This window comes from Microbacterium sp. CFBP 8801 (genome assembly GCF_014839455.1).
Lineage (GTDB): Bacteria > Actinomycetota > Actinomycetes > Actinomycetales > Microbacteriaceae > Microbacterium.
Map to the genome: position 1 here is coordinate 26,295 of NZ_JACYNU010000005.1, position 13,757 is coordinate 40,051.

The following is a 13,757-nucleotide window of genomic DNA, read 5'->3' on the forward strand; positions in this document are numbered from 1 at the left end:
CCGTTTCGGGCGATGTGCTATTCGATCCTGAGTCCTGCGGCCGCCGCCGGGTCAGGTTCGAGCACCCACGATCGCGTCGACGAGAGCGAGCATGTCGTCGCGATGGAAGGCCTCGCGACTCAGGGCGCGCAGGATCACTGCTCCGACCAGGGCGTCGGCGGCGGCGTCGAGACGGGGCCCGGTGGCTCCTCCCAGCGCTTCGGACAATCGCGCCATGAGAGGCGCCGCGAGGATCTCGGTGCGCAGTCGTCGGCCGGTCTCGGCACTTCCGGCGGCCGCGGCGACGAGCGAGTGCAGCATGCCCTCGCCCTCGGGGCTGGCGCGCAGGGTGAAGAGTTCGTCGAGCCAGTCGGCCAGGTCGATGCGCGCGTCTCCGGTGTCGGGGAGGTCGCGCCGGCCGCCGAGCAGGCGGCCCTCGAGGATCGCCTCGGCGATGACGTCTCCCTTGCTCGGCCACCAGCGATAGATGGTCTGCTTGCCGACGCCGGCGCGCCGGGCGATGCCCTCCATCGTGAGGTGGTCGTAGCCGCGCTCCACGAAGAGGGCGACGGCCGCATCGATGATCGCGAGGCGCGCCGCCTCGCTGCGAACGGGTCCACTGCGCGGAAGAGCCATGACACACATTCTGGACGACCTCGAGCCGAATCGAGACGAGACGGTGCGTGTTATCTTCGACGGACTGGTCGGAGCCGACGGTGCTCCTCCGCGCGCACCGCACGAGAGGAACACCCCGCATGGCTGAACTGCTGCACCGTCTCGGAACTTTCGCGGCGCGCCGCGCGTGGACGGTGATCGTCGCGTGGGCCGTGATCCTCGGCGTGGTGGTGGGCGGCTTCCTGCTGGGCTCCAAGGGCCTCAGCTCGAGCTTCGACATCCCGGGCACGGCATCCGGGGACGTCATCGCGAAGCTGCAGGAGGAGCTGCCCGACTTCAGCGGCGCCTCGGGAGCGGTGGTGTTCCGCACCGCCGACGGCTCGGCGCTGACCGATGAGCAGAAGAGCGGGATCTCGGGGCTGGTCGCCTCGGCAGGCGACCTGCCCGACGTGGCGCGCGTCACCGATCCCTTCTCGACGCAGCAGCAGCTCGACGATCAGCGACAGCAGGTGGTCGACGGCCGCCAGCAGCTCGCCGACGCCCGCGCGCAGGCCGAGTCGGGCGCGCAGCAACTCGACGCGGGGACGGCGCAGCTCGACGCGGGCCAGCAGCAGCTCGATGCCGCCCGCGCGCAGCTCGAGGCCGCGCCGCTGCCCACCGCACAGAAGCAGGCGCAGCTCGAGGCCCTCGACCAGCAGCAGGCGCAGCTCGACCAGCAGCGCGCGGCGCTCGCGCAGCAGCAGACGCAGGTGACCGACGGCGTCGCGCAGATCTCCGCGCAGGAGACCCAGCTCGCCGACGGAGCCGAGTTGCTGTCGTTCGCGGATGCCATCCGTCTGGTGTCCGACGACGCGTCCACCGCGATCGTCAACGTCGGTTTCAGCGAGCCGCGGCTGGAGCTGTCGGAGGCCTCGAAAGACGCGGTCGTCGAGCACTTCACGGCCGAGCCGGTGCCGGGCGTCGATGTGGCGTTCAACACCGAGATCGCTCAGGGTGTGCCCGAGATCCTCGGCGTCGGCGAGGCCATCGGCGTCGCGATCGCCGCCATCGTGCTCGTCGTCGTTCTGGGCTCGGTGCTCGCAGCCGCGTTCCCCATCGTCACCGCGCTCGTCGGCGTCGCCATCGGGGCCATGGCCACGCTGTCGTTCTCGGGCGTGGTGCAGATGGCATCCGTCACCCCGATCCTCGGCGTGATGCTCGGCCTCGCGGTCGGCATCGACTACGCGCTGTTCATCCTCTATCGCCACCGGCGCCAGCTGCTGCAGGGCGCCGAGGTGGTCGAATCCATCGGCCTCGCCAACGGAACGGCCGGGAACGCCGTCGTCTTCGCCGGGACGACCGTGATCGTGGCCCTGCTGGCGCTCAACATCACCGGCATCCCCTTCCTCGGCCTGATGGGAACGGCGGGGGCGGTGAGCGTGCTGGTCGCCGTGCTCATCGCGGTGTCGCTCATCCCCGCGCTGCTGGGGCTGGCCGGTCCACGGATCCTCACCCGCAAGGCCCGCGCCAGGGCGACAGCCGCCGCCGACGCGATGGAGCGCCCGCGCCGGGCCGCGGGCTCGGCCCCGGCTCCCGTCGACTCCGCCGAGCATCCGCGTCGTGCCGCCCGGTCCGCCGAGCCCCCCGTCGACTCCGCCGAGCATCCGCGTCGCGCCGCCCGCACGGGGTCGATCGCGACGGTCTCCGCGGTGAAGCCGATGTCGACGCTGCGTGCCGTGCTCACCATGGTGATCGCGACCCTGGCGCTGCTGGTCGTGGCGATCCCCGCCCTGTCGATGCGGCTGGGCCTGCCCGACGGCGGGTCGGAGGCCGAGGACTCCACCGCGTACCAGGCGTTCACCTGGACCGACCAGGCGTTCGGCGCCGGGGCGAACGCCCCCCTGCTCGTGACCGCGACGCTGCCAGCCGGCACCGCCGAGGCCGACGTGCAGGGTATCCAGCTCGACGTCGCGCGCGAGCTGTTCGCGCAGGACGATGTGGCCGCGGTGGCCCCGGTCGCGGTGTCGGACGACCGGACGCTCGCGGCGTTCCAGGTCATCCCGAAGGAGGGCCCGAACGCGGTGTCCACCGAGCAGCTCGTGCGCGATCTACGGTCCCTCCCCGCGGTCGACGGCGACATCGAGCTGGCGGTCGCGGGCGCCGCCGCGATCAACATCGACATCTCCGAGGGTCTCGCTGACGTGCTGCCGATCTACCTCGTGGTGGTCGTGGGGTTGTCGTTCCTCATCATGATCATGGTCTTCCGCTCGCTGCTGGTGCCGTTGATCGCGACGGTGGGCTTCGTGCTGTCGTTGTTCGCGACCTACGGCGCGGTCACCGCGGTCTTCCAGTGGGGCTGGCTGGGCGGCATCCTGGGCGTGCACAACCCCGGCCCGATCCTCAGCTTCCTGCCGGTGATCCTCGTCGGCATCCTGTTCGGTCTCGCGATGGACTACCAGTTGTTCCTCGCCACCGGCATGCGCGAGGCGTGGGCGCACGGGGCCGCGCCCCGACTGGCGGTGGCGCAGGGGTTCCGCGCCGGACGCACCGTCGTGACGGCCGCGGCGATCATCATGATCGCGGTGTTCTCGGGCTTCATCGCGTCGGATGCGGTGATCATCAAGTCGATGGGTCTCGGCCTCGCGCTCGGCGTGCTCTTCGACGCGTTCATCGTGCGCATGCTCCTCATCCCCGCGATCATGCACGTTCTCGGAGGGTCGGCCTGGTGGCTGCCGCGATGGCTCGATCGCATCGTGCCGAACGTCGACGTCGAGGGCTCGGCGCTCGAGCGTCGTCACCCGGCGCATCACGACGCGTGAGCATCTCGGGCCAGGTCGGCGCAAGCCCCGGTCGGCTCGCGACGAAGGGGGTCAGGATGCCAGTCACCACCCTTTCCGAGGAGGACGACGATGACTGACCGCGAAGAGACCCAAGACGCGCCCGTGATGGACGGTGCGACCGACGCCGGGGTCGAAGAGAAGAAGCAGGGCGAGCAGGAGCAGCGCGCCGCCGACGCCCAGGTGAACGACGACGTGTCGAACGAGGACCTGAAAGACGACCTGCGCAGCATCCGCGGCTACGGCGAAGACCGCTGAGAACGGCGGCGACTCCCGTCCGGAGCCGCGTGGGGGAGGGCTCGACGGACGGGAGTCGTCGGTGGCACCGAGATCGGTGCCTTCCGCGCCGGCGATGCCGGGGTGGTGAGAGGAACGTTACGCCTGCGAGGGCCGGATAGGTCCGGATCTCAGCCGATCCGAAGGCGGCGCCGCAACATCTCGCGGGTGCGCCAGGTGGTCCCCCGGAGCCGGTGTCTCCGTCGAGCCCGAGAGAGCGCGCGCCCCCACAGACGCAGGACCGCGGCCTCGTCGTACGCGCGTGCCCTCTCGACGGCGGCACGGCGCATGCGGGCGAGGGTCGCCGGGCTCGCGGATGCCGCGTGCACGAGCGCCTCACTCAGCGCGGCGACATCACCGGGCGCCACGAGCCACCCGGTGCGTCCGTCGGCGATGAGCTCGCGGGGGCCGTACGGCACGTCGTATGCGATGGGCAGACAGCCGGCGGCCATCGCCTCGGCCACCACGAGCGAGAAGGCCTCGGAACGACTCGTCAGCAGGAGCGTCGAGGCGCGCCGGAGAGCATCGCGCGCGGCGGGATCGAAGCCGTGGAACACGACGCCGTCGCCGGCCCGTCGCTCCAGAGCGGCGCGGGAGGGACCGTCGCCGTACACGTCGAGGTGCACCTGCGCGCCGTGCGACCGTGCCAGCCCGATGGCGTCGACCGCGTCGTCGACGCGCTTGATCGGCTCGAGCCGGGCCACCACCACCGTGCCGTCGCGCGGTGCACGAGTATCGGCGTCGGGCACGTCGACCGGATGTGGTACCGCGGTCAGCAGGGGGATGGGCCCGACCTCGCGCCGCACGTCGGCCACCTGCCGTGGCGTGCAGAACACGACGGCGTCGAAGGCGCTGAGCCGCGAGAACACCTCCGCGCGGGAGGCGCGGATGGCGCTGCCGTCGTCGGTCAGGTGGGAGCCGTGCACCACGTGCAGCACGACCACGCCGGCTCGGCGATACCCGGCCGCGAACCGTGCCATGGCCTTGCTGTCGACGAGCAGGAACGACCGCGCACCGCCGGTCAGCCGGTCGAGCCACGCGGTGTACAGCTCCCTCACCCCGCGCCACGCGGCGCGAGGGGCGCCGCTCTCATCGCAGGCCACGATGACGCGCCGGGTACGGCCGGAGCCGTGGGCGACATCGCGGCGGTCGCTGACGGCGATCGTCCCGTCGGCGCGGAGGTGATCGATCTGCTGCACCGCCCCCGCGGCATCCGTCCGTATCCGCCGCACCAGGAGGCCCCCGGTGTACTCGGCGGTGGCCGAGGCCGGCAGGGGTGAGAATCCCGCACCCGTGGCGACCGGACGGCCTCGCAGCGTGTTCTCGCGAAGCCAATCCCACAGGTTGGTGAGGTGCACGCCCGGGGCGAGGGCACCACGACGCTCGAGCTGCGCCGACACGGCGACCCGATCGTCGCGGTCGTCGCACGTCAGCACGTGCACGGGGGAGCCGTGGTCGGCGAAGGCGCGCGACCGCTGCAGGAGGGCGGCGGTGAGGCCGCCGTACTCAGCGGGTATGCCCCACGTGAGGACGAACTGCCGACCGCGGGGAAGAGAGGGGCCGCGCGTCATCCGGCGTCGTCGGGGGAGATCTCCCCGGCGGCGATCGCGTCGGCGTACGTGCGGATGTCGGGACCCGGCTCGTAGTCGATGAAGCGGTTCTTGATGCGGGCGTTGATCTGCGCGAACGCCTCGTCGGAGGAGATGCCGTCGCTCTCGCGGGCGATGGCGACGACGGCCTCGCGCAACACCGCGTCGGCGTCGTCGAGGATCTTCTGGCGGGCGGGCTCGTTCCAGCGGATATCCGAGGTGTCCATGGCGACAGATTACGACGGGCCGCAGACACCGAGACGCGGGTTGCGCGCACGGCGCGGGTGTGCGGCGAGGCCCGTCGGCGCAACCCGACGCCCGCGCGGAGGAGCCTCGACGAGGATGGGGACATGGTGATCGCGAAGCTCCGCACCGGTATCCGCGACCTCGGGTGGTGGGTGCGCGACTACGTCTACGCCGTGCGCGGTCAAGTGCGGGCGCTCACCGGTCGGGACGCCCCCGATGCGCTCGCCGAGGGGAGCGGGACCCCGATCGTGCTGCTGCCCGGGATCTACGAGACCTGGCGCTTCATGGAACCCCTCGCGAAGGCCCTGCACGACCGCGGGCACCCGGTGCACGTCGTCACCGAGCTGGGCGGCAATCTTCGGCCCGTGGCCGACGCCGCCGATCGCGTCGCCGCGCTGCTCGTCGCGCGGGGGCTCGACGACGTCGTGCTCGTGGCCCACAGCAAGGGCGGGCTGATCGGCAAGCACGTCATGGCCTTTGATCCGGAGGGCGAGAGGGTGCGCGCCATGGTGGCCGTGGCCACGCCCTTCGGCGGCTCGCGCTACAGCCGGCTCATGCCCACCCCGTCGTTGCGGGCTTTTGCCTCGGGCGACGCGACCGTGCGCGCGCTCGCCGCTGCGGCCGAAGCGAACGTGCGGATCGTCTCGGTCTACGGTCTGTTCGACCCGCACATCCCCGAGGGGAGCGAGCTGGCGGGGGCGCGCAACGTCCGGCTCGCCGGTGGCGGGCACTTCCGCGTATTGGCCGACCCGCGGGTGATCGCGGAGGTCATCCGCGTCGCGGAGTGACGCCTCGCGGACGTCGTCCCGCCACGGTCTCGAGCTGCGGCCCCGACGGCGTCACCGACCGCCGCCGCCTCCGCCCATTCCGCCGCCCGAGAAGCCCCCGCCGAACGACCCGCCCGAGAAGCTCCCGGATCCGCTCGTCGTGGCCGTCGCCGGGGCGCTGGCGGTGCGCATCGATCCCATCGTGGCGAGGAAGGCCGTCGACGAGAAGCCGTTCGAGCCGGCGTACCAGCCCAGCTCGCCGCCGTTCTCGCGCACACGCGTGTCGAGGACCTGCGCCCATTCGCGCTCGACTCCCCACACCACGGCCCACGGCAGAAGGCGCTCGTACAGGTGCAGCACGTGCGCCGAGTCCGCCGTGTCGACGGGGCGCCGCTCGGCTCCCTCGGGACTCTGCAGAACGCGCAGGCGGTCGGCCTCCGCGAGCTGCAGGTAGTCGCGCAGGCCCCGAAGGTGGTCGCGGGCGGGGGCGCCGGCGTCGGTGACGCGGTCGCGGTAGCGCAGCAGGACGAACGCCAGGATGCCGAGGACCACGGTCGCGGGAATCGCGGCGATCTGCCACCACGTGGGGGCCGTTCCCATCGCCGCGAAGATGAGGGCTCCCACCGCGACGACGAATGCCGCCACCGCGGTGATGCCGGCGCCGATCGAGAGGCCGTGACGCTGCGGGTGGGTCCATCCCCGCGCCCGCAGTTCTGCGGAGGCGCCGGGGGGAAGCGCCTGCAACGCCTTCGCCACGTCTTGCCGGTCGGGCCCCAGCACGACGCGGGCACCGGGCCGGGCTCCCGAGCCGAAGACGGCCGTGAGCACCGCGGCGTGCAGGGGGCTCGCGTCGTCGGTGCGCACGAGTTCGAGCATGAGGGTCTGTACGTCGTCCGCTGACTCGACGATGCGCAGATGGCCCGCGATCGCCGCGTCGAGCAGAGCGGCGGGGATGCCGGCGCCCCCGCGCTGCACGAGTTCAGCGCCCTGCAGGACGTCGACGTCGGACGGTGGGGCGTACTCGGGCACGATGACACCGCGCCCGGCGGCATCCCGTCCGCGCCGGCGCGCGACGACGGCGGTCCCGATTGCGGCCACCGCCAGGCCCACCGCGCCGAGGGAGAGCCCCGCCAGAGCGGGCGCCGCGTCGACGGAGAACTGCTCCATGGGGGTGCGGACGACTTCGCCCGGGACGAAGGTGCCGGGTGAGAAGCCCACCGCGACCGTGACGTTCTCGCCCGCGTCGAGGTCCCGTGCCCCGGCGGTCCAGACGAGCGACCCCGTTGCGTCCGAGGTGCGGGTGATGTCGCACCGGGCGTCGGAGCCCTGCTCTCCGACGTAGCACGCGGCCGCCCCGTCGATCGCCGTCGAGGAGAGCGACGGGTCGACGCTGAGTCGGACCGAGACCTCACCGAACGGCTGTTCCCAGTCGGTGCCGTTGATGTCCCGGTAGAACTCGTCGGTGTCGGTGTCGGCGAACGACCGGATGGTGTCGCGCTGCGTGTACGAGATGACGTAGGTCTGCACGCCGCGCACGTAATCGTCGTCGCCCGTGAGCACCCGCACCTCACGGCGCCCCTCCTCGATCTCGTAGGGCACGTCGGCACCCGACGCGTCGGTGACCGACACGACACGGGTCTGCAACGGCACTCCGTCGTAATCGTCGGGGATCGCCCGCACGATTCCGCGGTTCTGATCCTCGTCGGGGAAGCGCGCCACGATGGTCTCGACGACGGCGAGCTCGGCGTGCCCGTCCGAGGTGCGCGACAAGCTCATGTCGGCGTCGAAGGAGTCGAAGGTGAAGTCGTCGGTGTCGGCCGCGGCCGGGCGGGGGATGGCGACGAGCAGAACCGCCAGTGCGAACACCGCCACGAGGGCAGCGGCGCGGCGAAGGGCTCGAGACGGCGGGGGGAAGACGTCCATGCTGCGACGTTACCGCGCGGGGTTCCGGCGGGGATCCCCCGTGAGGGGGACTCAGGGTAGGAGCACCGCGCCGCGATGGTCGTCGGTGGTGAAGGCGCCGATGGCGACGGCGCTGACCTCGACGGAAGACAACGTCATCGTTCCCGACAGCGTGGTGAGGAAGGCCGTGTCGGCAGCGTCCCGCCCCGTCGCGATGCGGACGAAGTGGGGGCGCGGCGCCAGGCGGGTGGCATCCACCACCTCCCACCGTCCGTCGACGAAGGCCTCGACGACGGCGTGGAAGTCCATGGGGGACAGGCCGGGGGCGTATACGGAGACGAGTCGGGCGGGAACGCCCAGGGCGCGCAGAAGCGCGATCGTCACGTGGGCGTAGTCGCGACAGACCCCTTCGCGGCTGCGGAGGGTGTCGAGAGCGGTATCGGTGGGCCCGCTGGACCCGCTCACATAAGACAGCGCATCCGCGACCCACTGCGGCACGAGCGAGACCAGTTCGCGGGGTGCGGCCCCGCCGAAGTTCGGGATGCCGTCACCCAGGGCGTCGGAGGGGACGTAACGGCTGGGCCGGAGGTAGCGCACGGCGTCGAGCTCATCCGAGGGAGCGGGGGCGGTCGGGCTCGTGACCTCGGCGTCGTAGTCGATCCGAACATGGCCGACCGGCAGCGTCACGCGATGCAGGCGTCCGCCGTGGTGGTCGACGCTCTCGGTGACGGGCAGCACCCCGGCGGTGGTGCGCACCTGGAGTCGCTCGTCATCCGTCCACCCCGAGGCGGCCGCGATCGAGAGGACGACGTCGGCGTCGCTGTCGACCTGGAGCTCGATGGCCGCGGTGACTCGCGCTCTCACGCCGCCACGTCCGGGACGGTCTCGGGAACGACGGCCGAGGGGGAGACGGCGGGGACCCCCGCGATCGCGCAACACGGGTCTCCCGTCGAGGCGCAGGCGTTCGTCACGGCGCACCGCATGCGCCCGAGGAAGGCGGTGACCGCCGTCGTCTCGGCTTCGGTCATTCCGCGGGTGGCCTGCATCATGCGTCGATGCATCGCCGCCAACGTGTCGCGCATCTCGTCATCGGCGTGGATCGTCGCAGACACGAGCACCTTCCGGCGATCCGTCGGGTGCGGACTCCTCCGCACGTGGGCACTCTTCTCGAGACGGTCGAGCAGCGCGGTGATGGATGCCGTCGACACGCCGAGATGGCGCGCCAGGTGGATCGGAGTGACGTCCTGACCCGACCCCGCCGCTCGCGTCAGATAGCGCAGAACGAGCAGCTCGTTCTCGCCCATCGCCATCGAGTCCTGGGTGCGACGGCGCATGGCCATCTCGGCGCTGCGATACGCACGCATTGCCTCCATGACCCGGGATCCCCGTTCGTCGTCGGCGCTTTCGCTGTACCAGTACGACGGAGGCGTGCTGCTTTCGGTCGTCATCCGGTCCCCTAATATCTTGTTTGCCTATTCGCTAGTCTAACTAGTAAGTTCTCAAACAAGCAACGAGCAGAGGGGTACACCATGGCCAAGCTTTTCTACGGCACGACCGTCGAGCCGATCATCATCGAGGACCGACTGCTGGCACACGTGAAGGTCGTCGTGGCGACCAAGCTCCGTCGTGGCGAGAGCTTCACCCTGTCGTGGGTGCACGGCCCGAACGAACCGGCCGGACGCTCGACGATCTGGCTGCAGCCGTCGATCCCCCTGCGGTTCGTCTTCGACTCCGAGCAGCCCGAGTCCCTCGACCAGAACATCCTCAAGCGCATGGCCAACGACGCGAACTCCTCGCGCGGACTCAGCCTCGACGGAATGCTCGACGCAGCTCCGGCGGCCGAGGCCCCGGCGCGTCCGGCGCCCCGATCCGCGAACGCGACGCGCTCGCTCGCCCGCGTCGCGTGATCGGGGGCCCGCCGGGGGCCCCGACTGCCGCACCGCCGGCCCGCACGCGCATCGACGCCGATCTCGCGGTGGCGATGCGTGACACAGCGCAGAACCTCACCTCACGTCCGTCGCAAGAGAGAAGCTCATGAACCCCGTCGCCGCCTGGGACCTGCCCACCGAACCGATCTCGGTCGTCTTGATCGAAGACCGGGAAGCGGTCACTCCCCGCTGACGCGCTTCGTGGGCTCGTCCGTCGCCCGCTCGCTCGCGGCGCCTTCGCGGCGGATGCGCAGCGCTCCCAGGGCGAGGATGATCGTCCCGACCACCAGGAACGCGACCTTGGGTCCCGTCGGCGAGTCCGCGGCGAGAAAGAGCGTCGGGGCGGCGAAGACGAGAGCCGCGATGCCGCAGAGGAAGACTCCCGCAAACGGTCGGATCGACGTCATGAGCTTCCCCTTCTCGTGGATGTCGAGCACAGCCTAGCGAAGCGGGTCGGGCGGCGATCCCTAGCGCTCCCCGGCGTCCGCGTCCACCACCGCGCGGTCGGTCGCCGCGGTGGGTACCGTTACGCGGACCGACGAAGGGAATCCCCGTGCGCCTCCGACCGGCCGTTCTGGCCATCTCCGTACTTTTCGCCTCGCTGGCCCTCGCTCCCGCGGCGGCACAGGCCACGACGGGACCGGCGGTGACCATCGACCCGGCGGCCGTGGCGATCGGCGAGACCACCACCGTCACGGCGACAGGTCTCGGGGGCCTCGAGACGGCCACCTTCGGGATGGATGCCACCGACGCCGCGGCCTTCGACGGAGACGGCGTCGACGCGGGCGGGACGACCGCCCGCGTCGCGGTGGTCGACGGATCAGCGACCGTCGAGCTCATCCCGACGCGCGCCGGTGAGATCGTAATCGCGGTCGGCACGGGGGAGTCGACGTTGGCGCAGGCGACGGTCACCGTCACCGCGGCGACGGCGGAGCCGGTTCCGGCGACCTCGGCGCCCTCGTCGGCACCCGAGTCGTCCGCCTCCCCCTCGGCGGGGGAGGATTCCGCTCAGGCGGAACCCGACGCCGAGGCGGAGACAGGTCGACTCGCGTTCGTCCTCGTTCCGCTGATCGCCGCCGTCATCGTCGGAGTCGGCCTCATCGTCGTGATCTCCCGCAGTCGCCGGGGGCGTCGCGGCGACTGAGACACACCGGTCAGGGGACGACGTAGCCCGCGGCGCGCACGAGCGCGTACCACTCGGCGCGGGTGAGGTCGATGTCGGAACCCGCCGCAGCCTCGGTGAGGCGCTCGGGCGTGGTGGTGCCGAGCACCACCTGTATTCCGGCCGGGTGTCGGGTGATCCACGCGACCGCGATCGCGAGGGGCGTCACCCCGTAGCGCGCGGCGAGCTCGCCGATGACCGTGTTGAGCTCGGCGTAGGCCGGGTTGTCGAGGAAGACCCCACCACCCCGCGATCCCTGCAGCGGAGACCAGGCCTGCAAGGTGATGGCCTCGATGCGGCAGTACTCGATCAGGCCGCCCCCGTCGAGCACGGCCGACTGCGCCGTGCCCTCCATGTTCGCCGCGAGCCCCTGGGTGAGCAGAGGCGCGTGGGCGATGGACAGTTGCACCTGGTTGGCCACGAGAGGCTGGCGTACGGCCGTGCGCAGCAGGTCGATCTGACGCGGTGTGTGATTCGAGACGCCGAACGCCCGCACCTTGCCCGCGGACTCGAGGTGGTCGAAAGCCCGAGCCACTTCGTCGGGCTCGACGAGGGCATCGGGGCGGTGGAGAAGAAGCACATCGACGTAGTCGGTGCGCAGAGCCCGCAGGGATTCTTCGACCGATGACACCAGGTGGTCGTACGAGAAGTCGAAGTACGGCCCCTCCCGAACGATCCCCGCTTTGGTCTGCAGGCGGATCTCCGACCGTTCGGCCGAGTCGAGCGACAGGGCTTCGGCGAACCGGCGTTCGGCGGAGTGCAGTTCGGCCGCGTAGATGTCGGCGTGGTCGAAGAAATCGATTCCCGCGTCGCGCGCGGCGCGGTAGAGCCGGCGGACGTCCTCGTCGCTCTTCCCGTCGATCCGCATCATTCCTGCGACGACGTGGGGGACTCGAGTGCCGGAGGGGCCGAGGGGGACGGTGCGCATGCTTCCCACGTTAGCCGGGGAGCTCCGGGAGAGCATGCGCGCCGAACGTCAGCTGGGAGGATCGACCTCGTCGTCCTCGTGCGCGCCGACCGTGACGTCTCGTTCCACCTCGGTGTGCTTCTCGTCGTGTTCGGTACTCGAAGTCGGTGCGTCGTCTTCGAGGTCGAGACCCGTCGACCCACCGCGGGGCACAGCGCGCAGAAGCTCGTTCATCTCGGCCATGAAGCTGCTCAGCTGCTGCTGCTGCCACCGCAGATCACGGGTTCGGTCCTCGGCGTCTCGGAGGACCGACGCCGCGTGCGTCGTGATCGTGTCGGCGATGCGCTGTGCTTTCTCGCGGGATCCGTCGAGGATGTCGCGCGCGCGCACGTGCGTGTCGGCCTCGACCTGCTGCGCCTGGGCGCGGGCCAGCCGCTCGTAGTCGTCGGCCCGGGCGCTGATCCGGCGCGCGTGCTCGAGTGCCGCCGCCACCTGATCGCTCGCATCGGAGGTGATCCGCTCGGCGTGGGCGACCGCTTGGTTGTGCAGCACGAGGAACTCCTGCTGCGCATCGTCTTGCCGTCGCGTGAGGGATTCTTCGAACTCGAGCACCCGCGCGGTCATCTCGCGGACGTCGCGCTCCGCCTTCGCGCGAAGATCCCCCGTCTCGCGAGACACCATCGAACGCAGGGCGGCCGCGCCCTTCTCGGCTTCGGTGCGCACCGCCACGGCCTCGCGTTCCGCCTGCGACACCCGTTCGGCGGCGTGCGCGCCTTCGCGCTCGAGACGCGCGGCGTGCGCCGTCGCCTCCGTCTCGATGCGGAGGCGGATCTGGTCGGCGTCGTGCTGGGCTTCGGCACGGAGGCGGGACTGCTCGGCGACGGCGTCCTCGCGGATGGAGGCGGCTTCGTCGTGAGCGCTCGTCAGCAGGCGCTCCGCCTGCCCGACGGCGTTCTGCACGAGCACGGTCGCCTGTTCTTCGGCGACGCGCAGGATCGCATCGAACTGCTGTCGCCCCTGTTCGGGATCGATGTCCTCTCCGAGCCGGGCGGCGAACTCGCCGGACAGCGCCGATGCCCGTGTCTCGGCCTCGGCGGCACGCGCCGCCGCTTCGCGCAGACGTTCCTGCAGCTCGCCGTTCTCTTCGCTGTGCCGCCGCGCAGCCTGCTCGAGCTCGTCATCATGCTCCGCGCGCTGCTGGGCGAACATCGCTTCGGCGCGCATCTTCGCGTCGTGCGCGTCGTCCGCCGCCCTTCGCAGACGTTCACCGAGTTCACGAACGGCTTCGTCGACGACGTCGCGATCGTAGCCGCGGAAGCCGACGGGGAAGATGGGCGCCCCTTCGTCGCCGTTCTCGGACGCCTGAAGAAGGGCATCCAGGCCGGTCTCGTGGTCGGCGCGGTCGTCGGTCACGGGGTCCTCCTCGGGGTGGCGCGTCCGATCCGGGCGCCCTTTGATTCAACCCCATCGGCGTGCGGGCGTAAGGCGTTCGGAGGAGGCTCTAAGGGGATGCGCGGTCTCGCGGCCGGGTGCCGAGGCGGCGAGACCGCGCATCCGAGAGTGAGCGATC

Annotated in this window: 14 protein-coding genes; 5 read left to right on the forward strand and 9 right to left on the reverse strand. The window is 71.3% G+C overall.

Annotated features, from left to right (window positions below):
• Positions 1-51: 51 nt before the first annotated feature.
• Positions 52-615: a TetR/AcrR family transcriptional regulator gene (locus IFR11_RS07635; RefSeq protein WP_055833802.1), complete on the reverse strand. Its 564-nt coding sequence runs from the start codon at positions 613-615 to the stop codon at positions 52-54.
• A 119-nt stretch (positions 616-734) separates the two neighbouring features.
• Between IFR11_RS07635 and IFR11_RS07640 the strand changes: the two genes are divergently transcribed.
• Together IFR11_RS07640 and IFR11_RS07645 are read left to right on the forward strand one after the other, a co-directional pair.
• A complete protein-coding gene (locus IFR11_RS07640; RefSeq protein WP_191915752.1) occupies positions 735-3,392 on the forward strand; it encodes an MMPL family transporter in 2,658 nt (885 codons plus the stop codon).
• Between the two features lie 90 nt (positions 3,393-3,482).
• Entirely contained in the window at positions 3,483-3,668 is a 186-nt protein-coding gene (locus IFR11_RS07645) for a hypothetical protein (protein ID WP_055833809.1), read from the forward strand.
• A gap of 149 nt (positions 3,669-3,817) precedes the next feature.
• On the opposite strand, the gene IFR11_RS07650 is transcribed toward IFR11_RS07645, so the two are convergent.
• Positions 3,818-5,257, reverse strand: coding sequence for a glycosyltransferase (locus IFR11_RS07650; RefSeq protein ID WP_191915753.1), 1,440 nt, complete (start codon positions 5,255-5,257; stop codon positions 3,818-3,820).
• Positions 5,254-5,502 carry a hypothetical protein gene (locus IFR11_RS07655; protein WP_191915754.1) on the reverse strand — a complete coding sequence of 83 codons (249 nt, stop codon included), beginning with the start codon at positions 5,500-5,502 and terminating at the stop codon, positions 5,254-5,256. Before IFR11_RS07655 ends, IFR11_RS07650 begins: the two co-directional genes overlap by 4 nt.
• 123 nt (positions 5,503-5,625) lie before the next feature.
• Between IFR11_RS07655 and IFR11_RS07660 the strand changes: the two genes are divergently transcribed.
• Positions 5,626-6,309, forward strand: a complete 684-nt coding sequence (locus IFR11_RS07660; RefSeq protein ID WP_191915755.1) for an esterase/lipase family protein — start codon at positions 5,626-5,628, stop codon at positions 6,307-6,309.
• 51 nt (positions 6,310-6,360) lie between these two features.
• On the opposite strand, the gene IFR11_RS07665 is transcribed toward IFR11_RS07660, so the two are convergent.
• Genes IFR11_RS07665 through IFR11_RS07675 form a run of 3 tightly spaced genes read right to left on the reverse strand, consistent with a single transcriptional unit; the run spans position 6,361 to position 9,638 of the window.
• The gene (locus IFR11_RS07665) at positions 6,361-8,211 is read right to left on the reverse strand and encodes a DUF2207 domain-containing protein (RefSeq protein ID WP_191915756.1); all 1,851 of its coding nucleotides are present in this window, start codon (positions 8,209-8,211) and stop codon (positions 6,361-6,363) included.
• A gap of 51 nt (positions 8,212-8,262) precedes the next feature.
• On the reverse strand, positions 8,263-9,054 hold the full coding sequence (locus IFR11_RS07670) for a transglutaminase-like domain-containing protein (RefSeq protein WP_055833820.1): 792 nt from the start codon (positions 9,052-9,054) through the stop codon (positions 8,263-8,265).
• Positions 9,051-9,638: a MarR family winged helix-turn-helix transcriptional regulator gene (locus tag IFR11_RS07675; protein ID WP_191915757.1), complete on the reverse strand. Its 588-nt coding sequence runs from the start codon at positions 9,636-9,638 to the stop codon at positions 9,051-9,053. The genes IFR11_RS07670 and IFR11_RS07675 overlap by 4 nt, the downstream gene beginning before the upstream one ends.
• Positions 9,639-9,719: 81 nt before the next feature.
• Here IFR11_RS07675 and IFR11_RS07680 point away from each other — a divergent pair, with 81 nt between their 5' ends.
• Positions 9,720-10,097 (forward strand): DUF7882 family protein, encoded by a 378-nt coding sequence (locus tag IFR11_RS07680; RefSeq protein WP_055833824.1) that lies wholly within the window; start codon positions 9,720-9,722, stop codon positions 10,095-10,097.
• A 200-nt stretch (positions 10,098-10,297) separates the two neighbouring features.
• On the opposite strand, the gene IFR11_RS07685 is transcribed toward IFR11_RS07680, so the two are convergent.
• On the reverse strand, positions 10,298-10,525 hold the full coding sequence (locus IFR11_RS07685) for a hypothetical protein (RefSeq protein WP_156458710.1): 228 nt from the start codon (positions 10,523-10,525) through the stop codon (positions 10,298-10,300).
• 146 nt (positions 10,526-10,671) lie between these two features.
• Here IFR11_RS07685 and IFR11_RS07690 point away from each other — a divergent pair, with 146 nt between their 5' ends.
• A complete protein-coding gene (locus IFR11_RS07690; RefSeq protein ID WP_191915758.1) occupies positions 10,672-11,262 on the forward strand; it encodes a hypothetical protein in 591 nt (196 codons plus the stop codon).
• Between the two features lie 10 nt (positions 11,263-11,272).
• Here the strand turns inward: IFR11_RS07690 and IFR11_RS07695 are convergent, their stop codons facing one another.
• Together IFR11_RS07695 and IFR11_RS07700 are read right to left on the reverse strand one after the other, a co-directional pair.
• The gene (locus IFR11_RS07695; RefSeq protein ID WP_191915759.1) at positions 11,273-12,208 is read right to left on the reverse strand and encodes an aldo/keto reductase; all 936 of its coding nucleotides are present in this window, start codon (positions 12,206-12,208) and stop codon (positions 11,273-11,275) included.
• A 48-nt stretch (positions 12,209-12,256) separates the two neighbouring features.
• Positions 12,257-13,600, reverse strand: a complete 1,344-nt coding sequence (locus IFR11_RS07700) for a cell division initiation protein (protein WP_181015993.1) — start codon at positions 13,598-13,600, stop codon at positions 12,257-12,259.
• Between the last annotated feature and the right edge of the window lie 157 nt (positions 13,601-13,757).